Origin of the sequence: Streptomyces sp. NPDC017448 (assembly GCF_044330565.1) — a bacterium.
Classification (GTDB): domain Bacteria; phylum Actinomycetota; class Actinomycetes; order Streptomycetales; family Streptomycetaceae; genus Streptomyces.
The window spans coordinates 278,104-298,096 of the sequence record NZ_JBIRLM010000006.1 but is presented as its reverse complement, the minus strand read 5'-3'; the positions used below and the strand labels follow the sequence as shown (position 1 = coordinate 298,096).

Sequence of the window (19,993 nt, the reverse complement as noted above, 5' to 3'; positions counted from 1 at the left end):
GGCGACCGGGACGGACCGGCCGCCGGGCGGCTCAGTCGGCGATCGGCAGGTAGACCCGGTTGCCGGCGGCGGCGAACTCCTTCGACTTCGCCGCCATGCCCTCCTCGATCTCCTGCTGCGAACCGCCGTGCTGCCGCCGGATGTCCTGGGAGATCTTCATCGAGCAGAACTTCGGTCCGCACATCGAGCAGAAGTGCGCCGTCTTCGCCGGTTCGGCGGGCAGCGTCTCGTCGTGGTACTCCCGGGCCGTCTCCGGATCGAGGGCCAGGTTGAACTGGTCCTCCCAGCGGAATTCGAACCGTGCGTCGGAGAGGGCGTCGTCCCACTCCTGGGCACCCGGGTGCCCCTTGGCCAGGTCGGCCGCGTGGGCGGCGATCTTGTAGGTGATGACGCCGGTCTTCACGTCGTCCCGGTTCGGCAGCCCCAGGTGCTCCTTGGGCGTGACGTAGCAGAGCATCGCCGTACCCCACCAGGCGATCATCGCGGCGCCGATACCGGAGGTGATGTGGTCGTAGGCGGGCGCCACGTCCGTGGTCAGCGGGCCCAGCGTGTAGAACGGAGCCTCCTCGCAGATCTCCTGCTGGAGGTCGATGTTCTCCTTGATCTTGTGCATCGGGACGTGCCCGGGGCCCTCGATCATGGTCTGGACGCCGAACCGCTTGGCCACCGTGTTCAGCTCGCCCAGGGTGCGCAGCTCGGCGAACTGCGCCTCGTCGTTGGCGTCCGCGATCGAGCCGGGGCGCAGTCCGTCACCGAGCGAGTAGGTGACGTCGTACGTCGCGAGGATCTCGCAGAGCTCCTCGAAGTGCTCGTAGAGGAACGACTCCTTGTGGTGCGCGAGGCACCAGGCCGCCATGATCGAACCGCCGCGCGAGACGATCCCGGTCTTGCGACGGGCCGTCAGCGGGACGTACGGCAGGCGCACTCCGGCGTGCACCGTCATGTAGTCCACGCCCTGTTCGGCCTGTTCGATGACGGTGTCCTTGTAGATCTCCCACGTCAGCTCCTCGGCCCGGCCGTCCACCTTCTCCAGGGCCTGGTAGAGCGGGACCGTGCCGATCGGCACGGGGGAGTTGCGCAGCACCCACTCGCGGGTGGTGTGGATGTTGCGTCCGGTGGACAGGTCCATGACCGTGTCGGCGCCCCACTTCGTCGCCCAGGTCATCTTGTCCACCTCCTCCTCGATGGAGGAGGTGACGGCCGAGTTGCCGATGTTGGCGTTGACCTTCACCAGGAACCGCTTGCCGATGATCATCGGCTCGATCTCCGGGTGGTTGACGTTGGCCGGCAGCACCGCCCGGCCCGCCGCGATCTCCTCCCGTACGACCTCCGCCTCGACGTTCTCCCGGATCGCCACGTACTCCATCTCCGGGGTGACCTCCCCCCGCCGGGCGTACGCGAGCTGGGTGACGGGCCGTCCGTCGCGGCTGCGGCGCGGCTGGCGCGGGCGGCCCGGGAAGACGGCGTCGAGGTTGCGCAGCCCGCCCCGCGGCGAGGTGTGCTTGAGCCCGTCGTCCTCGGGGCGGACGGGCCGTCCCGCATACTCCTCGGTGTCGCCGCGGGCGATGATCCAGTTCTCCCGCAGAGGCGTGAGGCCGCGGCGGACATCGGTGTCGACGGCGGGGTCGGTGTACGGCCCCGACGTGTCGTACAGCGTCACGTCCTTGCCGTTGGTGAGGTGCACCTGTCGGACCGGCACCCGGAGGTCCGGGCGCGAGCCCTGGACGTACCCCTTGTGCCAGCCGATGGACTTCCCGGCCTCGTCGTTCTGTTTCGAGGCAGGCGTGCGTGCGTCCGATGTGGTCATGAGACCTACTCCCTACGCCGGCATTACCCGGTAACAGGTTCGGCGGTCGGCGCAGCGTTTCCCGTACGTGCGGACGTACGGCGGTCAGCGCCCTCTCAGCCCGGTGCTCCGAGCTCCCGCGTGTGCAAAGGTGCCTCCACGCTAGCGTCCTTTCCGGCGTGCTGACCAGAGGGCCCCCGCGTTCTTGCGATGATCGCCCCGTGACCTCTCCCCCGAGCGACTCCGCTTCCCAGCCGCCCCAGGGCCACTCCCACGGCCACACGCACAGCCACGGCCCGGCCGCTCCCGTCTCCCGGCATCTGCGCAAGGTCATCGCCGCCGTGGTGATCCCGTTCGCCACGGCGGTCGTCATCGGCCTGATCGCCCTCTGGCCCGGCGGCGCGCCCGACCACGAACGCACCGGCGTCGGTTTCGACCGGCAGACCCAGGACGGGAAGGTCGTCCAGGTCGTCAAGGTCGACTGCGCCGACGTCAACGCCTCGCAGGTGCCCCCGACCGGCGACACCTCCACGCCCTCGGGGCGGGAGGCCGTCAACGAGCAGGAGGGGGAGTGCGCGAAGGCGACCGTCGAGGTGGCCGGCGGCCCCGACAAGGGCCGCAGGTTCGTCGAGGTGGTCCAGCCGGACGCGCCCCGCCAGCTGAAGGAGGGCCAGGGCGTGGTGGTGGCCTACGCCCCCGACGCACCGCGCGACCTCCAGTACTCCGTGACCGATGTGGACCGGAAGGTTCCCATGGCGCTGCTGGCCGGGATCTTCGCGCTGGCGGTGGTCGTGGTGGGCCGGCTGCGCGGGGTGATGGCGCTGGTGGCGCTGGCCGTGTCGTTCGCCGTGCTGACCCTGTTCATCCTGCCGGCGATCCTGCAGGGTTCGAATCCGCTGGTGGTGGCGGTGATCGGGGCCAGCGCCATCATGCTGGCGGCGCTCTACCTGTGCCACGGCGTGACGGCCCGCACCTCCGTCGCGGTCGTCGGCACCCTGATCTCCCTGCTGCTGATCGGGCTGCTGGGCTCCTTGTTCATCGGCTGGGCGAACCTGAGCGGCAACACCGACGACAACACCGGCCTCATCCACGGCCTCTACCCGGACATCGATATGAGCGGCCTGCTGCTGGCCGGTGTCATCATCGGTTCGCTCGGGGTGCTCGACGATGTGACGGTCACCCAGACCTCCGCGGTCTGGGAACTGCACCAGGCCGACCCCGGAATGGGTTGGAAGGGGCTGTACCGGGCAGGTATCCGGATCGGGAGGGACCACATCGCCTCGGTGGTCAACACCCTGGTGCTGGCGTACGCGGGCGCGGCACTGCCCCTGCTACTGCTCTTCTCCATCGCCCAGAGCAGTATGGGGACGGTGGCCAACAGCGAGCTGGTGGCCGAGGAGATCGTCCGCACTCTGATCGGGTCGATCGGCCTGGTCGCCTCGGTGCCGGTGACCACGGCGCTCGCCGCGCTGGTGGTCTCCGCGGACCGCCCGGGGGCCGGCAGCGCACAGACGGCTACGGCCGCGCCCGTGCGGGCCGGCCGGGGCCGTCGTCGTAAGAAGGGGTGAGGGGGCACCGGGTGCGCCCGGTCACCCGGCGTTCTGCTCCTCGGCGAGGATGCGGCCGAGCGCTTCCTCCAGGTTGCCGTCGAAGTCACCCAGCGTGTGTTCCTGACCCAGCGGCACGAGCTTGTCCGTCCGGTCGAGGAACGCCACCAGCGGTGCCGTTCCCGCTCGGAACAGCGCACGGTCCTCGCCCACCTGGAGCCGGATGTGCACATCGCCGAGGCCCTCCGGTTCGGTGGGACCGATGTGCACATCTCCGTCGCCACTCGGGCTGTTGAGCCCGTCCAGCAGCAGCTCACGGCCGAAAGCCCAGGTCACAGGGGCATCGCCGGGCAGGTGGAACGTCATCCGGATGGCATACGGGTCGCCGACCTCGTACCGGAGCTCCACCGGAATACGGAACGAGAGTTCCTCGGAGACGAGGAAGCTCATCATGACCTCTGCTTGAACCGACTCGCGCATCGTTCAACCCCGCAGTAGATGAAACTGGCCAGGAATGATCCCCCATGGCCCTATTGACGCCATCGTGGTGCACGCGATAGCAGATCACAAGGAGTGATTTTTCAGATACTGATAGAGAACACGAACGAACGCAAGAGGCTGGCGACTTCGCCACGTAACTGTTCGACTGCGGGTAGCAACCGATCTTCTCGGTCCAGGGGTACAGAAATGGCCATCGCCGCAATGGTGGCACCGGCGGTGACCGGAATGGCGGCGCACACGGTCCCCAGTGCGTACTCCTGGCGTTCGATGACCGGTTCACCTCGTCGGAGGGTACGCAGCCGTTCCAGAAGTGTGGCGCGATCTCGCACTGAGTAACGGGTGAGGGGCCGTACGGGGTAGCGGTCGAGATACTCCTCGCGGGCCTGCTCGTCGAGTTGGGCGAGCAGACACTGGCCGATGGCGTGGGCGTGGGCGGTCTCCCGGAAGGAGGCCCACTCCTCCACCGCCGGGGTGTCGGGCGCGTCCGCGACCGCGACGAGCTCGATCTCGCCGTCGCAGTAGACGGCGCAGTACACCGGGGCCCCGAGGATGTCCCGCCAGTGGCTGAGGGAGTCGGCGACGGAAGGGGCGCGGCGCAGACGGCTCCTGGCCCCCGGGGCCGATGTGAGGTTCTCGGCGGCCGCACCGAAGTGGAAGACCCCGTTCTCCCGGCGGAGATAGCCCTCGTGGGTCAGGGTGCGCAGGAGGTGGTACGCGGTCGGCAGCGGCAGCCCCGCCTCGCGGGCCAGCTGTTTCGCGGGCGCGCCGTTCCGATGATTTCCCACAGCTTCCAGCAGCCTCAACGCCCGCTGAACCGAACCGATCAACGTCGGGACAGCGGTGCTCGATGCCGTGGTCAACGGTCACCCCCAGGCATGGTGACGGGCCCTCGGCCCTCCCGTGGGGGCCGCCCCCACGGGACTGCCGCGATCCCGAGGGCCGGAGGGGACCGGAGTTCCGGTGACCCGTGACCGGCGAGGACCGGTCCGGGCGCGGCGATCGGAGGCCAACGACCGGACTGTCGTACCCAGGACGATCAGGTGATCGATATGGTGACGGAAGGTCACATTCCGGATGGCGGCAGTGGTGTGCCACTGTATCGGCCGCCTGCGGCGAACGGGTGGTTTCCTCCGGGACTTAGCTCTGCTGGGCTAATGCTCCCGAGTCGGCGCTGCCCGCCCCGGACTTCCTGGGGCCGAGTCCGCCGGGGCGGCTCATGGCCCCCGGCCCGCCGGTTCGCCACCGGACCCGGGCCCGCCCGGTCGCCCGGGGCAGGCGGCCCCGCGCCGGCCCGTGTCCGGGTGCTACCAGTCACCGCGCGAGGACGACGACGACATGAACTTGCGGATGAGGAAGAGCAGTCCGCCGACCAGGACGACGAAGAGCAGCACCTTGAAGAGCAGGCCGATCACGAAGCCCACCACACTGGCGATCAGCCCGCCGAACACGAAGATCACAATGACGGGCACCGCGATCCACTTCACCCACCAGGGCATTCCCGCGAATATCTCCCGCACGGCCATCGCCTCTACCTCGTCTCTCTGGGTCCTTGCCTCGATGCTAAAGGCGCGGAGGCGGCCCGCGGGGGCCGGGCAGCCCTTGAAGACCCCTGATCGAGCCCCTAGGGAACCCCGGGGCCGGCCCGCCCCCGATCCCCGGCGCGCGGGCCCCGGACCGGCGGTCAGCCCTCGGGCGGCGAGAAGACGACCATCACCCGCAGGTCCTCGGTGATGTGGTGGAACTTGTGCGCCACGCCCGCGGGCACGTAGACGACACTTCCCCTGCCGACCTGGGTGGTCTCCGTCCCCACCGTGATCGACGCCCGCCCGCTGACGACGAAGTAGACCTCGTCCTGCTGGTGCGGCTGCTGCGGGTCGAGCTCTCCCGCGTCCAGGGCGTAGAGGCCGACCGACATGGTGCGCTCCCGCAGGAACTGCAGATACGCACCGTCGTTGGCGGCCCGCTCCGCCTCCAGCTCGTCCAGTCTGAATGCCTTCATGGTCCGTCCCGCCCTCTGCGCTCACACCGTCGGCTGTACCTGCGTCGCCGGTGACCACCACCGATCATGCCTGCCACGATCAGACACAGGAAGAATTTCTTAGTCAAGACGGCCGCCGACGCGGGGGGTACCGGCCGCGGTCGCCCGGTTGATCGGCGACACCGTGCCGACGAGCGCCTGCACAGGCCGCAAGGCCCTCACACCGGCCCCGGTCGCCCTGCCCGAGGAGGACGGACAGCGGGAACTGGTGGGAGCCTTCTCCCGGGCCTCTGGAAGAGTGCGGGGAAAGCGCCGGTCCCCCACCGGCGGGGCAGCGAAGGAGCAGGAATGAGCACCCTGGGCGACGGCACCCGTGCGGTAAGGGCCGGGCTTCCGGTACCGGAGCAGTTCGAACCCACCCTGCCCGGCCCGGTCTTCGCGGCCCACTTCCACCTCTCCGGCGATCCGGTGGGGCCCTACACCTACGGCAGGGAGACCAATCCGACCTGGACCCTCCTGGAGCAGGCCATCGGGGAGTTGGAGGCTCCCGGTGAAGAGGTGGGCACCACGGTGTTCGCCTCGGGGATGGCGGCGATCACCGCGGTGCTGCTCTCGCAGGTCCGCTCGGGCGACGCCGTCGTCCTGCCCGACGACGGCTACCAGGCGCTTCCGCTCGTACGGGACCAACTGACGGCGTACGGGGTCGAGGTCCGTACCGCGCCGACCGGCGGGGACGCCCAGTCGGCCTTGCTGGAGGGCGCGAAACTGCTGTGGATCGAGAGCCCGTCCAACCCCGGGCTGGACGTCTGCGACATCCGGCGCCTGGTGGAGGCCGCGCACACGGCGGGCGCTCTGGTAGCGGTGGACAACACCCTGGCCACCCCGATCGGGCAGCGCCCGCTGGAGCTGGGCGCCGACTTCTCGGTCGCCAGCGACACCAAGGGCATGACCGGACACGGCGATCTCCTGCTCGGCCACGTGACCTGTCGCGACCCCCGGTTGACGGCAGACGTACGGCGCTGGCGCAAGGTCGTCGGGGCGATCCCCGGGCCGATGGAGGCGTGGCTCGCGCACCGCTCGCTGGCCACCCTCCAGCTGCGTATCGACCGGCAGTGCACCACCGCCCTCGCCCTCGCCGAGGCGTTGGGGGGGCGGGCGGAGGTCACCGGACTGCGGTATCCGGGGCTGCCCACGGATCCGTCGCACCCGGTAGCAGCACGCCAGATGCGACGCTTCGGCTCCGTGGTCTCCTTCGAGCTGGCCGACCGGGGGACCGCGGAGCGGTTCCTGTCCGCACTGCGTCTGGTCGACGACGCGACGAGCTTCGGCGGGCTCCGGTCCACCGCGGAACGCCGGGGCCGCTGGGGCGGCGACGCCGTGGCGGAGGGGTTCATCCGCTTCTCGGTCGGCGCGGAGGACGCCGAGGACCTGCTCGCCGACGTCGAACAGGCGCTGGACGCCGCGGTCCGGTAGGCCGGGAGAGTTTCAGAGGACCTCCCCCGGGCCACTCTCTTGCCATGACCGAACGCCCAGTGGTCAAGCGCACCGCACGCGCCGTTCTGCTCGACGGCGACGACCTCGTCCTGATCAAGCGCACGAAGCCGGGGGTCGATCCGTACTGGCTCACGCCCGGCGGCGGTGTGGAGCCCGAGGACGCCACCGTCGTCGACGCGCTGCACCGCGAGGTCGACGAGGAGCTCGGCGCGAAGATCGTCGACGTGGTCCCCTGCTTCGTCGACACCGTGGAGCACATCGCGGACGGCGGCGTGACCGGGGTGAAGGTCCAGCACTTCTTCGTCTGCCGTCTGGCGTCGATGGACGTCTCGCGGCGCCACGGCCCGGAGATCGACGAGCCCTGCGGGGAGTACGAGATCGTCCGGGTGCCGTTCAGCCGGGTCGGCATCGCGGCCGTGCACCTCGTCCCGCTCTCCCTGCGCCACTATCTGGACGGCAACATCGAAGGTGTACGAGCGATGCACGCTCCCGACCTGGGGTGACCCCCCGGGCCGGGGAGCCGCCCGACCTCCCTTGCCCCCGTGTTTCACGTGAAACCGCTGCCCGGCGCCGGCCGGGCCCGGCCAGGCCCCCGGCGCGGGTGGTCACGGATCTCGGCCAGTTCCGCGAAATCGGTGGACGGGCGATCATCCCGTCCGTCAGCCTGGCCCCATGCACAGGCCATCACCCCGCCCCCTCGTCGACCTGCCGATCCGGCGCCTGAACCGGGGAGACCTGGTCACCTGTGCCGACCTCTGCGAGGACCGCGGCTGGCCCCGCGACGAACACCGGTGGGGGCTGCTGCTCTCGGCCGGTACGGGGTACGGGATCGACGCGCCGGACGGCAGGGGCCTGGCGGCGACCTGTCTGACCATGGCGTACGGCCCCGGCCTCACCGCCGTCGGGATGCTCCTCGTCGCCGGACGTTACGCCCGCCAGGGGGTCGCGCGACGGCTGATGCGGCATGTGATGGAGGCGGAGGAGGGCACCCCGCTCGCCCTGTACGCCACTGAGCAGGGGCGGCCGCTCTATGAAGACCTCGGCTTCTCCGCCGTGGGCGGGGCGGAACGTGTCGGCGGCCGGTTGACGGGAGGCCCTGACGACTCCCCCTCGGCCGTTTCCTCCGGTTCGTCGGTGACCACGCGCCCGGCCGCGGCGGACGATCTGCAGGCGATGATCCGGCTCGATCTCACCGCGTTCGGCGCCGACCGGACGCATCTCCTGGCCCGGCTGCCTGCCTTCTCCGACCGGCTCCAGGTGGCCGAGGACCACGGCGAGCTGGTCGGCTACGCGGCGCTCTGGCCGAGCGGGAGCACCGCGGTGGTGGGCCCGCTGATCGCGCGGGACCCGGCCGTGGCGCAGGCGCTGATCACAGACCTGGCCGCCACGACGGACCGTCCTCTGCGGATCGATGTCGAGGACCGGCACAAGGAACTGCTCGGCCGGTTGGCGGAGCGTGGACTGGAGTCCGTCTCCCGGACGACGGTGATGACCTACGGCATCTCTGACTTCCCCGGCGACGCCGTACGCAGGTTCGCCCCGCTCACCCTCGCGACGGGCTGACGCGGAACAGCCGCACCGCCGGAAGGGCGGCGCGGCTGTCGGGCGGTGCGGGACGGCTCTCCCGGGGCGTCGGTCTCAGCGCCGGGCCGCCGCCACCGGGGCGGGCTCGGCGCTGCTCCCGGCGACGATCCGGCTCCCGCGCGTCTCCCGGCGCTCCAGCAGGCCGGAGAGCACGGCCAGGGCCAGGGCCGAGGCCGCCAGCGCGGCGCCGACCCAGTTGGGGGCGGTGTAGCCGAGACCGGCCGCGATCACCAGGCCGCCGAGCCAGGCGGCGAGGGCGTTGCCGAGGTTGAAGGCCCCGATGTTGACCGCGGAGGCCAGCGTCGGCGCACCGGCCGCCTGGTCGAGGACCCGCTTCTGCAACGGGGGCACGGTCGCGAAGCCCAGGGCGCCGATCAGGACGATGGTGACGGCCGCGGCGATCTTGTCGTGGGCGGTCACGGTGAACAGGGCGAGGACCACGGCGAGCGCGCCGAGCGAGACGTACAGCATGGGCATGAGGTGCCGGTCGGCCAACCGGCCGCCGATCAGGTTGCCGCCCACCATGCCGAGGCCGAAGAGGACGAGCAGCCAGGTGACGGACGAGGGCGAGTAGCCGGCGGCCCCGGTCATCATCGGGGTGATGTAGGTGATCGCGGCGAAGACTCCGCCGAAGCCCAGGACGGTCATCGCCATCGCCAGCAGGACCTGGACGTTGCGGAACGCGGCCAGTTCGTGCCTGAGGCGCACGCCTTCCGGCTTGGGCTGTTCCGGGACGAGTTTCGCGACCCCGAGCAGGCCCATGACCCCGAGACCGGCGACGAGGAGGAACGTGGTCCGCCAGCCCGCGGTCTGGCCGATGAAGGTGCCGAGTGGGACACCGACGACGTTGGCGACGGTGAGCCCGGTGAACATCAGGGCGATGGCCCCGGCCTTCTTCTGCGGTGCCACCAGACCGGCCGCGACCACCGAGCCGATGCCGAAGAAGGCGCCGTGCGCGAGGGAGGCGACCACCCGCCCGGCGAGCATCACGCCGAACACGGGGGCGAGCGCGGACACCACATTGCCCACGATGAAGAGCCCCATGAGGAGCATCAGCATGCGCTTGCGGGTGACGCGGGTGCCCAGCAGCGTCATCAGCGGGGCGCCGAGCACGACCCCGAGCGCGTAGCCGGTGACCAGGAAGCCCGCGGTCGGGATCGAGACCTGGAAGTCATCGGCGACCTCGGGGAGCAGCCCCATGATCACGAACTCGGTCGTCCCGATCCCGAAGGCCCCGATGGCGAGGGCGAGCAGCGCGAGCGGCATGGGTTCCACCTTTCCTGAAGATTGCACCTGCATTTAACAAGCGTCCACAATAATTGCAGACGCTCTATATTGGCAAGCGCGGGCTATTGCAGACGTCCCCTACCCTGGAGTCATCGCCGCTCCCGGCCGGAGGAGACAGACATGACCGCGACCGACCCCGCCCTGACCGCCCTCGCCCAGCGCTGGTGCGCCCTCTCCCTGCTCCACGGGAAGATCGAGGCGCGTATCGAGCGCGCCCTCCAGGCGGGCCACGGGCTCAGCGCCCGGGAGTACTCCCTGCTCGACGTGTTGAGCCGACAGCACAACGGCGTCGGCGGCCACCTCCAGATGAAGCAGGTCGCCGACGCCGTCGTCCTCAGCCAGAGCGCCACCACCCGGCTCGTCACCCGCCTCGAGGACCGCGGGCTGCTCACCCGCTACCTGTGCGCCACCGACCGCCGGGGGATCTACACCGATGTCACCGAGGCCGGACTCACGCTGCTGCGGGAGGCCCGGCCGACGAACGACCGCGCGCTGCGGGCGGCCCTGGACGAGGCGGCGGAGAACCCGGAGCTCGCCCCCCTGGTCCGGGCGGTCGAAGAGCTGAAGATCCCGGCCTGATCGCCCCGTGGCGCCCCGGGGACGACCTAGGATGCCGATCATGAGTGATCTCGAAATACGGCCTGTCGCCTCGGACGACCTGGCTCCGGTGGTCGCGATGCTCGCCGACGATCCGCTGGGGTCCCAGCGGGAGTCCCCGGGCGATCTCGCCCCCTACCGGGTGGCGTTCCAGCGGCTGGTGGACGACCCCAACCAGCACGTGGTCGTCGCCGTCCGCGAGGGCCGAGTCGTCGGCACCCTGCAGCTGACGATCGTCCCGGGGCTGTCCCGCCGTGGGGCGACCCGCTCGATCATCGAAGGGGTCCGCGTCCACAGCGACGAGCGCGGCAGCGGTCTCGGCACCCGGCTCATCCAGTGGGCGGTGGACGAATCACGCCGCCAGAACTGCCAGTTGGTGCAGCTGACCTCGGATGCCACCCGGGAGGACGCGCACCGTTTCTACGAGCGGCTCGGCTTCACGGCCAGCCATGTGGGCTTCAAGCTGGCGCTCTGAACGAACGCAGGGCGGGCGTTTCACGTGAAACACCCACCCCTTCCCGCCTCGCCGCTCCGAGGTGCTCGATCCCTGGGCCCCTCGGCCGGAATTCAGCCGCCGAGCCCGCGCCAGCCCTCCGCGTCCACCCCACCGGGCACGGCTGCCCCCGCCTCGTACGGCTCTCGCGTGAAGACGAACGAGCCGAGGTCGAGGTGGTCCACCGAACCGTCGTCCTTGCGTACGACCCTCAGGATCTCCCCCGCGTAGTAGTCGTTCCGACCCGTCCAGGTGCCGTCCGGGTTGGGCGTGAAGGCCGCGCCGCGTCCCTTGCCGCCCAGCGGGGTGAGCCGCAGCCCCCGGCCCTCGGTGAGCGTCAGGGTGAACGTGTGGGTTCCCCAGTGCCAGACGCCGGTCAGCGCGAGCAGTTCGTCGTCCACCTCCGGCAGCGGCCGCCACGGTTCCGGAATCCGCGGCTCGGACTCGACGACGATGTTCAGGAGTTCGGCCGCCACCGTCGCGGCGGGCAGGCCGGAGGTGGCGTTCGCGAGGACGACCACCGCCACGTCCTCCTCCTCGCACACCCAGAGGCCGGCGACGAAGCCGGGAAGCGACCCCGTGTGCCCGAAGAGCACCCGCCCCTCGCCCCCGACGATCTGGAGCCCGAGCCCATAACCGCTGCCGCCCGTCTCGACCGGTGCGGCAGGCGTCCGCATCTCCCGCACGGAAGCGGCCGGGAGGACCCGGTCGTCCCCCTCGGTCAGGAAGGCGGCGAACCGCAACAGGTCTTCCGCGGTGGACCAGAGCTGCCCGGCGGGCGCCATGATCCCGAGGTCCTCGGCGGGTTCGCTCAGCAGGACGTCGGCCCAGGGGTGGACGGCCCAGCCCTCCGCGTGCGGGGCGACGGGGGCACTGGTCGTACGGTTCATGCCCAGCGGTTCCAGGATCTCGCGGCGCAGCGCCTCCTCCCAGGAGACGCCGCGTACCGCTTCGACCAGCGAGCCGAGCAGGGTGTAACCCGGGTTGGAGTAGTGGTGACGGTGCCCTGCGGGGTGCATCCGCGGCCGGTCGCCCAGCACGTCCGCGAGCCCGGGCCGCAGGCTCCCCGGCGTGCGCTCCCACCAGGGGGACGGCGCCTCGGCCCCCAGCCCCGCGCTGTGGCCCAGCAGTTGGAAAACGGTCACGTCGCCCACGCCCGTGCCGGGGAGGTGTTTCTCCAGGGGGTCGCCCAGGTCGAGCAGGCCCTCGTCCCTCAGCCGCAGGACCAGAACAGCCGTGAAGGTCTTGGTGAGCGAACCGATTCGGTACTGCGTATCGGCATCGGGAGCCTCCCCCTCGACGCACGTACGCGCCCCGCTCCAGGCCGTACGCCCCTCTCGACGCACCGCGGCCACGAGGGACGGCGCACGCCCCTCACGCTGGGCGACGGCGATGCGGTGCAGCAGCGCGCGCCGGGTAGGGGGAAGCAGGTCTTCTCCGGTAGAGGTCATGCCTCACCCTTATCGGACGGACCGCTCCTTGACGAACTCTTTTCTCCGGCCTCCCACCCGCTTTTCTCGGCCGTGAGGGGCCCGGGGCGGGCGTCCGGATCTTCTCCGCCGACCGGGGCACGGGACTCGGCACGCCCACACTGCGGTGGCGAAGCCGCGGAAGAGGGGCGCGGCTCGACGATGGATCTCGCCCGGCACACCGGGCCAGGTGGTGTGGACGGGGGCACAGCCGCCAGTATGGAAGCGTCGTGACGCGGGATCAGGACCGCCCGGAAGGTGGCCGCGACGACGACGCGGCCGTCGGCGCTCGCTCGTCGGGCTCCCGTTCGAAGGGGCTGGGCACAACCGGCTCGCGGAATCCACCCGTCTCCTCGTTCCGGCAGGCTCCGGACCGCGACGACTCCCCGAAAGGAAGAACCGCCATTCCCACCACGATGGTCCAGATCCCCACCACGGACGGCCCCGCCGACGCCTTCGTCGCCCGCCCCGAGGACGGCGGACGGCACCCGGGGGTGCTCATGTACGCGGACGCCTTCGGCATCCGGCCCACGATCCGGGAGATGGCCCGCGAACTGGCCGGCCACGGGTACTACGTGCTCGTCCCCAACTTCTTCCACCGGGAGGGGCCGACGCCGGTCGTCGATCTGCCCGAACACATCGGGGAGGCGGACCGGGCCGCGCTCGTCGAGCAGGTGATGCCCCTGATCAAGGGCCTCACCCGCGAACGCTTCCAAGGGGACGCCGAGGCCTACCTCGACTTCCTCGGCGCCCAGCCCGAGGTCTGCGCCGGGCCGGTCGCGGTGACCGGGTACTGCGTCGGCGGCCTCCTGGCGACGCGCACCGCCGCAGCCCGTCCCGAGCAGGTCGCCGCCCTCGCCGCGTTCCACGCCCCCGTCGCCGCCGACGGCCCCGAGAGCCTGCGCCCCCTCACCGCCGAGGCCCACTTCGGCCACGCCGAGACGGACCTCGGCCCCCAGGATCTCGACGCGCTGAACCGCTCCCTGGACGCGGTGGGGATCGCGTACACCTCCGAGATCTACCCCGGCACGGTTCACGGCTTCACCATGTCCGACACCGACGCCTTCGATCCGGCCGCTCTACAGCGCCACTGGGACCGTCTGCTCCCTCTCCTCGCCCGTTCCCTCGCCAACGGCTGAGAGGCGGGCGGCGCGCGCCCGTCAGCGACTTCCAGGAGAAGCCCCTCCGGTGCCCTGGGCCTCCGCCATGCCATGAGCGCACGCTATCGCCGACGGGGCGGGTGGGGGAGGGCAGCGGCCCCCGGGGGGACGGGCTGCCGAGCTGCCCGGCCTTGCCGCTGTACCGCCGGGATACGGGCTCGAACGCTGAACCAGGTCGGCCCCTCCAGCAGCCCGTCAGGTCTGGGCCATGTCCACGAAACGGGAGTAGTGGCCCTGGAAGGCCACGGTGATGGTGGCCGTCGGGCCGTTACGGTGCTTGCCGACGATGATGTCGGCCTCCCCCGCTCGCGGGGACTCCTTCTCGTACGCGTCCTCGCGGTGGAGCAGGATGACCATGTCGGCGTCCTGCTCGATGGAGCCGGACTCGCGCAGGTCGGAGACCATCGGCTTCTTGTCGGTGCGCTGTTCGGGCCCACGGTTCAGCTGCGAGAGCGCGATCACCGGCACCTCCAGCTCCTTGGCCAGCAGCTTCAGGTTTCGGGACATGTCCGAGACCTCCTGCTGTCGGCTCTCGGACCGCTTCGAGCCGCCGGCCTGCATCAGCTGCAGATAGTCGATGATCACGAGCTTGATGTCGTTGCGCTGTTTGAGCCGGCGGCACTTCGCGCGGATCTCCATCATCGACAGGTTGGGGGAGTCGTCGATGTAGAGCGGGGCGGCGGAGACCTCGGGCATCCGGCGCGCGAGGCGCGTCCAGTCCTCGTCCGTCATCGTGCCGGACCGCATGTGGTGCAGAGCCACCCGCGCTTCGGCCGACAGCAGACGCATCGCGATCTCGTTGCGCCCCATCTCGAGCGAGAAGATGACACTGGGCAGGTTGTTCTTGATCGAGGCGGCGCGCGCGAAGTCCAGTGCCAGCGTCGACTTTCCCATGGCGGGACGGGCCGCGATGACGATCATCTGGCCCGGGTGCATACCGTTCGTCAGGGCGTCGAGGTCCGTGAAACCCGTCGGCACGCCGGTCATCTCGCCGCTGCGCGAGCCGATGGCCTCGATCTCGTCGAGCGCGCCCTCCATGATGTCGCCGAGGGGGAGGTAGTCCTCGCTGGTGCGCTGCTCGGTGACCGCGTAGATCTCGGCCTGCGCGGAGTTGACGATCTCGTCGACGTCCCCGTCCGCCGCATACCCCATCTGCGTGATCTTCGTGCCCGCCTCGACCAGCCGCCGGAGCACCGCCCGCTCGTGGACGATCTCCGCGTAGTACGAGGCGTTGGCCGCGGTCGGGACGGACTGCACCAGGGTGTGCAGATAGGGGGCTCCGCCGACCTTGGTGATCTCCCCGCGCTTCACCAGCTCGGCGGCGACCGTGATCGGGTCGGCCGGCTCGCCCTTGGCGTACAGGTCCAGGATCGCCGAGAAGACGGTCTCGTGGGCGGGGCGGTAGAAGTCGTGCCCCTTGATGACCTCGACGACTTCGGCGATGGCGTCCTTGGAGAGCAGCATGCCGCCGAGGACCGACTGCTCGGCGTCGAGGTCCTGGGGCGGTACCCGTTCGAAGCCGGGAGCGCCGCCTTCCCACGCCTCGTCCGAGCCGCGGTCGTGCCGGTCCTCCCGCCCCTTGCGATCGCCGCGACGCTGTCGGGAGACAGGCAGACGGTCCCCGGGACCGGTGTCGGTCCAGGGGTCGTCCAAAGGCTCGGGAATGCTCACCGGGCCGCCTCCTCCCGTCCGCGTCGCGGACCTAGCCGTGCGACTCTTTCTTACGTCACGGCACCGACAAACAGGTCGCCCGACTCCACTTCCGGGACGTCTGGTTCGGAGGATTCCGGTGCCGGAACGGAGTGCGGGCGCCGCACCACGGTAGGCCCCTCCGCACTCTCGGCCAATCTGGTTATCCACAGGGCGTGTGGACGACGCACCAGATGTTGTGGACAACCCCGCTGAACCTGTGCACGGACCGGGGGACAGCACTGTGGACAAACTCATAGCGGAAGAGGCCCGACCGCTCTGACCTGGGGATTCTCCGTCCACCGACTGTGGGGGAGAAAAACTTTCGCCTTCCTTTCAAGATCACCTCGAACGGCGCGACGAGGAGTTCCCACCGAGGACAAAAGTAAGGACCAGAGACGGATTGCATCTCTTACCTGTGGAAGATTAGATTGACCCCATGAACCAGGCTCCCCCGACCCCGAAGAACGGCCGTGGACGCCACGACCGCGAGATCATCGCCCTCGCCGTCCCGGCGTTCGGCGCCCTCGTCGCCGAGCCTCTGTTCGTGATGGTCGACAGCGCCGTCGTCGGCCACCTCGGCACCCCGCAGCTGGCCGGCCTCGGCATCGCCGCGGCGCTCCTGATGACCGCGGTGAGCATCTTCGTCTTCCTGGCGTACGCGACGACCGCTGCCGTCGCCCGCCGCGTCGGGGCGGGCGATCTCCCCGCCGCCATCCGCCAGGGAATGGACGGCATCTGGCTCGCCCTCCTGCTCGGAGCAGCCGTCGTCGCCGCCGCGATGCCGACCGCCCCCTGGCTCGTCGACGTCTTCGGCGCGTCGGACACCGCGGCCCCCTACGCCGTCACCTACCTGAGGATCTCCGTCCTCGGCATCCCGGCCATGCTCGTCGTCCTCGCCGCCACCGGAGTCCTGCGCGGCCTTCAGGACACTCGCACCCCGCTGTACGTGGCCATCGGCGGTTTCACGGCGAACGCCATCCTCAATGTGACCCTCGTCTACGGCGCCGGGCTCGGCATCGCCGGATCCGCCTGGGGCACGGTGATCGCCCAGGCGGCCATGGCCGCCGCCTATCTCATCGTGGTGGTCCGCGGGGCACGGAAGCACGGCGCCTCCCTGCGTCCCGACGCGGCCGGCATCAGGGCCAGCGCACGGGCGGGGGTGCCCCTGCTGATCAGGACCCTCTCGCTGCGCGCCGTCCTGATGATCGCCACCGCCGTCGCCGCCCGGCTCGGGGACGTCGACATCGCCGCGCACCAGATCATCCTTTCCCTCTGGAGCCTGACCGCCTTCGCTCTCGACGCCATCGCCATCGCCGGACAGGCGATCATCGGCCGCTACCTGGGGGCGGACGACGAGAAGGGCGCACGTGAGGCATGCCGTCGCATGGTCGAGTGGGGCATCGGCTGCGGCATCGTGCTCGGCGTCCTGATCGTGCTCACCCGCCCTCTGTTCATTCCGCTCTTCACGAGCGACCCCTCGGTGAAGGACGCCCTGCTCCCCGCCCTTCTGGTGGTGGCCGTCTCGCAGCCGATCGCCGGCGTGGTCTTCGTCCTGGACGGCGTACTGATGGGCGCCGGCGACGGTCGCTACCTCGCCTGGGCGATGCTGGTGACGCTCGCCGTCTTCGCGCCTGTCGCCCTCCTGGTGCCCGTCCTCGGCGGTGGGCTCACCGCTCTCTGGTGGGCGATGACGCTGATGATGGCCGTCCGCCTCATCACGCTCTGGGTACGCGCCCGGTCGGGCCGGTGGGTCGTCACCGGAGCCACACGCTGAGGGAGTGGGCCGGGCGGTCTGTTTCACGTGAAACAGACCGCCCGTTTCACGTGAAACACCAGGAAGGGCCGCACCCAGAGGGTGCGGCCCTTCCTCAGCTCTGACGAGCTCTGCCCTTAGGCAGCGACAACCTCGACACCGAGGGTCGCAGCGACCTCGGGGTGGAGGCGGACGGACACCTGGTGCCCGCCGAGCGTCTTGATCGGCGAACCGAGCTCGACGCGGCGCTTGTCGACGTCGGGACCACCGGCAGCCTTGATCGCCGAGGCGATGTCGGCCGGGGTCACGGAGCCGAAGAGACGGCCGGCGTCGCCGGAGCGAACGGCCAGACGGACCTTCACGCCCTCGAGCTTGGCCTTGATCTCGTTGGCCTGCTCGATCGTCGCGATCTCGTGGATCTTGCGGGCGCGGCGGATCTGCGCCACGTCCTTCTCGCCGCCCTTGGTCCAGCGGATGGCGAAGCCACGCGGAACCAGGTAGTTGCGGGCGTACCCGTCCTTGACGTCAACGACGTCGCCGGCGGCACCGAGGCCGGAGACCTCGTGGGTGAGGATGATCTTCATGCTGTTGTCACCCTTCCCTTATCGCGCGGTGGACGTGTAGGGCAGCAGCGCCATCTCACGGCTGTTCTTGACTGCCGTGGCGACGTCACGCTGGTGCTGCGTGCAGTTGCCGGTGACGCGGCGGGCACGGATCTTGCCGCGGTCGGAAATGAACTTCCGCAGCATGTTCGTGTCCTTGTAGTCCACGTACTGGGTCTTGTCCTTGCAGAACGCGCAGACCTTCTTCTTAGGCTTGCGCACAGGCGGCTTCGCCATGGTGTTTCTCCTGTGTGATCAAGAAGTGGGGTACGAGCAGCCCTAGAAGGGAGGCTCGTCCGAGTAGCCGCCGCCGGAGGAGGAGCCGGAACCGCCGGAGCTTCCGCCCCAGCCGCCCCCGCCGCCCTGCTGTCCCCCGGCCTGTCCGCCGGTCGCCCACGGGTCGTCGGCGGGTGCACCGCCGCCGCCCTGCTGGCCGCCGCCACCGGGACCGCCGCCCCAGTTGCCGCCACCCTGCTGGCCGCCGCCGTATCCACCCTGGCCGCCCTGGCCACCGCGACCGGTGGTCTTGGTGACCTTGGCCGTGGCGTTCTTGAGGCTGGGGCCGACTTCCTCGACGTCCAGCTCGTAGACCGTGCGCTTGACGCCCTCACGGTCTTCGTACGACCGCTGCTTCAACCGGCCCTGCACGACGACGCGCATGCCTCGCTGAAGCGATTCCGCGACGTTCTCCGCCGCCTGACGCCAGACCGAGCAGGTGAGGAACAGGCCTTCGCCGTCCTTCCACTCGTTGGTCTGCCGGTCGAAGATGCGGGGAGTGGACGCGACACGGAACTTCGCGACCGCCGCACCGGACGGGGTGAAGCGCAGCTCGGGGTCGTCGACGAGATTGCCGACGACCGTGATGACGGTCTCGCCTGCCATGGGTGAACCTCTCGGCGGGGATTGCTTCTGGCTGCTTGCTGCTACTCGGACCCGAGAACCGCTGAGTCAGAGACTCAGTGGACTTCGGGGCGGAGGACCTTGGTCCGGAGGACCGACTCGTTCAGGTTCATCTGGCGGTCGAGCTCCTTGACGACCGCAGGCTCGGCCTGCAGGTCGATGACCGAGTAGATGCCCTCGGGCTTCTTCTTGATCTCGTAGGCGAGCCGACGACGGCCCCAGGTGTCGACCTTCTCCACCTTTCCGTTGCCCTCACGGACGACGGAGAGGAAGTTCTCGATCAGCGGGGAGACTGCTCGCTCCTCGAGATCGGGGTCGAGGATGACCATCACCTCGTAGTGACGCATGTGGAACCCACCTCCTTTGGACTCAGCGGCCACGGTCGTTCCGTGGCAGGAGGGTCGTGATGCGTGATGCAACGGCGTCCCCGAGGAGAACACCCGGCACTGACAATCCACTCCCGAACGATCCCGGGTCGGGGGTTCGGGGAGAGGGCCGCCGTGCTGGCCTGGGCAGACACCGGTGCAGACCGTACAGACTACCCGTAGACCGGCCTCCGGTTGAAATCAGGAGCTCAGAGGGCACAATCGAGACAGATGCGGTGTGAGAGGCGCTACACCCGCCGAGGCGGGAGCGCCGGATTCCCCCGCCCACCCGTCCGGCCAGGAGGTACTCCATGGCACAGACCATCCGCCCCGCAGGATCCCGGTCCGCGACCGGTCGCCCGGCCACCGGTTCGCTCTTCGCCACGGACGGTAGGCCGCACCCCGTCCAGGACGTCCTGATGGTGGTGACCGGGGTGCTCGGCATCCTCGCGTTCGTCACGGCGATGTTCCACCACCTGCACCTGATCAGCTCCTGGGCGGGGCTCGTCGGGATTCTGACCGGCCTCTACGGCCAGTACATCTCGAAGACCACCTGGGAGAGGTTCGCTCTGATCATGGGCATCGGCGCCTCCGCGGTCGGCTTCTACCTCGGCATGGCCCACGGGGGCCTCTTCGGCGGCGTGATCACCTGACCGGAGCACCGGCCGGAGCCGCGGCCGGATCGTGGGCCGGTGCGGGCGTCCAGGCATGCCCGCACCGGTCCGTCGCGCTTTCCGGCCCCCCGGGGCCAGGCCGGGCGGGCCTCGGTCACAGTAGGCTTCGGC

Annotated in this window: 21 protein-coding genes and 1 riboswitch; of the genes, 9 read left to right on the top strand and 12 right to left on the bottom strand. The window is 70.1% G+C overall.

Annotation, left to right across the window (positions count from 1 at the left end):
- Positions 1 to 31: 31 nt before the first annotated feature.
- Positions 32 to 1,807, bottom strand: coding sequence for a phosphomethylpyrimidine synthase ThiC (gene thiC, locus ACH4K1_RS13595; RefSeq protein ID WP_398089195.1), 1,776 nt, complete (start codon positions 1,805 to 1,807; stop codon positions 32 to 34).
- A riboswitch (TPP riboswitch) is annotated at positions 1,800 to 1,937 on the bottom strand. It overlaps the preceding gene by 8 nt.
- A 70-nt stretch (positions 1,938 to 2,007) precedes the next feature.
- Here thiC and ACH4K1_RS13590 point away from each other — a divergent pair.
- Positions 2,008 to 3,354 carry a YibE/F family protein gene (locus ACH4K1_RS13590; RefSeq protein ID WP_398089193.1) on the top strand — a complete coding sequence of 449 codons (1,347 nt, stop codon included), beginning with the start codon at positions 2,008 to 2,010 and terminating at the stop codon, positions 3,352 to 3,354.
- A 21-nt stretch (positions 3,355 to 3,375) separates the two neighbouring features.
- Here ACH4K1_RS13590 and ACH4K1_RS13585 read toward each other — a convergent pair whose 3' ends face one another.
- From ACH4K1_RS13585 to ACH4K1_RS13570, 4 genes are all read right to left on the bottom strand, one after another.
- The gene (locus tag ACH4K1_RS13585) at positions 3,376 to 3,813 is read right to left on the bottom strand and encodes an SsgA family sporulation/cell division regulator (protein ID WP_030115079.1); all 438 of its coding nucleotides are present in this window, start codon (positions 3,811 to 3,813) and stop codon (positions 3,376 to 3,378) included.
- A gap of 101 nt (positions 3,814 to 3,914) precedes the next feature.
- A complete protein-coding gene (locus tag ACH4K1_RS13580) occupies positions 3,915 to 4,694 on the bottom strand; it encodes an IclR family transcriptional regulator (protein WP_398089191.1) in 780 nt (259 codons plus the stop codon).
- A 444-nt stretch (positions 4,695 to 5,138) separates the two neighbouring features.
- The gene (locus tag ACH4K1_RS13575) at positions 5,139 to 5,351 is read right to left on the bottom strand and encodes a DUF5326 family protein (protein ID WP_228991845.1); all 213 of its coding nucleotides are present in this window, start codon (positions 5,349 to 5,351) and stop codon (positions 5,139 to 5,141) included.
- Positions 5,352 to 5,515: 164 nt separating this feature from the next.
- Entirely contained in the window at positions 5,516 to 5,833 is a 318-nt protein-coding gene (locus ACH4K1_RS13570) for a cupin domain-containing protein (protein ID WP_398089189.1), read from the bottom strand.
- A 327-nt stretch (positions 5,834 to 6,160) separates the two neighbouring features.
- Here ACH4K1_RS13570 and ACH4K1_RS13565 point away from each other — a divergent pair, with 327 nt between their 5' ends.
- From ACH4K1_RS13565 to ACH4K1_RS13555, 3 genes are all read left to right on the top strand, one after another.
- Positions 6,161 to 7,285, top strand: coding sequence for a cystathionine gamma-lyase (locus tag ACH4K1_RS13565; RefSeq protein ID WP_398089188.1), 1,125 nt, complete (start codon positions 6,161 to 6,163; stop codon positions 7,283 to 7,285).
- 44 nt (positions 7,286 to 7,329) lie between these two features.
- Positions 7,330 to 7,809: an NUDIX domain-containing protein gene (locus tag ACH4K1_RS13560; RefSeq protein ID WP_398089186.1), complete on the top strand. Its 480-nt coding sequence runs from the start codon at positions 7,330 to 7,332 to the stop codon at positions 7,807 to 7,809.
- Positions 7,810 to 7,978: 169 nt separating this feature from the next.
- Complete coding sequence (locus ACH4K1_RS13555) at positions 7,979 to 8,869, top strand: GNAT family N-acetyltransferase (RefSeq protein ID WP_398089184.1); 891 nt, start codon at positions 7,979 to 7,981, stop codon at positions 8,867 to 8,869.
- Positions 8,870 to 8,944: 75 nt separating this feature from the next.
- On the opposite strand, the gene ACH4K1_RS13550 is transcribed toward ACH4K1_RS13555, so the two are convergent.
- Entirely contained in the window at positions 8,945 to 10,156 is a 1,212-nt protein-coding gene (locus tag ACH4K1_RS13550; RefSeq protein WP_398089183.1) for an MFS transporter, read from the bottom strand.
- Between the two features lie 141 nt (positions 10,157 to 10,297).
- Here ACH4K1_RS13550 and ACH4K1_RS13545 point away from each other — a divergent pair, with 141 nt between their 5' ends.
- Both ACH4K1_RS13545 and ACH4K1_RS13540 read left to right on the top strand, forming a co-directional pair.
- Positions 10,298 to 10,756, top strand: coding sequence for a MarR family winged helix-turn-helix transcriptional regulator (locus ACH4K1_RS13545; RefSeq protein WP_398089182.1), 459 nt, complete (start codon positions 10,298 to 10,300; stop codon positions 10,754 to 10,756).
- 40 nt (positions 10,757 to 10,796) lie between these two features.
- The gene (locus ACH4K1_RS13540; protein WP_398089181.1) at positions 10,797 to 11,249 is read left to right on the top strand and encodes a GNAT family N-acetyltransferase; all 453 of its coding nucleotides are present in this window, start codon (positions 10,797 to 10,799) and stop codon (positions 11,247 to 11,249) included.
- Positions 11,250 to 11,341: 92 nt separating this feature from the next.
- On the opposite strand, the gene ACH4K1_RS13535 is transcribed toward ACH4K1_RS13540, so the two are convergent.
- Complete coding sequence (locus ACH4K1_RS13535) at positions 11,342 to 12,718, bottom strand: serine hydrolase domain-containing protein (RefSeq protein ID WP_398089179.1); 1,377 nt, start codon at positions 12,716 to 12,718, stop codon at positions 11,342 to 11,344.
- Between the two features lie 434 nt (positions 12,719 to 13,152).
- Here ACH4K1_RS13535 and ACH4K1_RS13530 point away from each other — a divergent pair, with 434 nt between their 5' ends.
- A complete protein-coding gene (locus ACH4K1_RS13530) occupies positions 13,153 to 13,875 on the top strand; it encodes a dienelactone hydrolase family protein (protein ID WP_398089288.1) in 723 nt (240 codons plus the stop codon).
- 216 nt (positions 13,876 to 14,091) lie between these two features.
- Here the strand turns inward: ACH4K1_RS13530 and dnaB are convergent, their stop codons facing one another.
- Positions 14,092 to 15,567 (bottom strand): replicative DNA helicase, encoded by a 1,476-nt coding sequence (gene dnaB, locus ACH4K1_RS13525; RefSeq protein WP_073768151.1) that lies wholly within the window; start codon positions 15,565 to 15,567, stop codon positions 14,092 to 14,094.
- Positions 15,568 to 16,024: 457 nt separating this feature from the next.
- On the opposite strand from dnaB, the gene ACH4K1_RS13520 reads away from it, so the two are divergent.
- Positions 16,025 to 17,362, top strand: a complete 1,338-nt coding sequence (locus ACH4K1_RS13520; RefSeq protein ID WP_398089177.1) for an MATE family efflux transporter — start codon at positions 16,025 to 16,027, stop codon at positions 17,360 to 17,362.
- A 116-nt stretch (positions 17,363 to 17,478) separates the two neighbouring features.
- On the opposite strand, the gene rplI is transcribed toward ACH4K1_RS13520, so the two are convergent.
- From rplI to rpsF, 4 genes are all read right to left on the bottom strand, one after another.
- Positions 17,479 to 17,925 (bottom strand): 50S ribosomal protein L9, encoded by a 447-nt coding sequence (gene rplI / locus ACH4K1_RS13515; RefSeq protein WP_073768155.1) that lies wholly within the window; start codon positions 17,923 to 17,925, stop codon positions 17,479 to 17,481.
- An 18-nt stretch (positions 17,926 to 17,943) separates the two neighbouring features.
- Positions 17,944 to 18,180: a 30S ribosomal protein S18 gene (gene rpsR / locus ACH4K1_RS13510; RefSeq protein ID WP_003967857.1), complete on the bottom strand. Its 237-nt coding sequence runs from the start codon at positions 18,178 to 18,180 to the stop codon at positions 17,944 to 17,946.
- A gap of 42 nt (positions 18,181 to 18,222) precedes the next feature.
- A complete protein-coding gene (locus ACH4K1_RS13505; RefSeq protein WP_398089176.1) occupies positions 18,223 to 18,825 on the bottom strand; it encodes a single-stranded DNA-binding protein in 603 nt (200 codons plus the stop codon).
- 74 nt (positions 18,826 to 18,899) lie between these two features.
- A complete protein-coding gene (rpsF, locus tag ACH4K1_RS13500) occupies positions 18,900 to 19,190 on the bottom strand; it encodes a 30S ribosomal protein S6 (RefSeq protein WP_006126011.1) in 291 nt (96 codons plus the stop codon).
- Between the two features lie 329 nt (positions 19,191 to 19,519).
- On the opposite strand from rpsF, the gene ACH4K1_RS13495 reads away from it, so the two are divergent.
- Positions 19,520 to 19,861 (top strand): hypothetical protein, encoded by a 342-nt coding sequence (locus ACH4K1_RS13495; protein WP_398089174.1) that lies wholly within the window; start codon positions 19,520 to 19,522, stop codon positions 19,859 to 19,861.
- Positions 19,862 to 19,993: the final 132 nt, after the last annotated feature.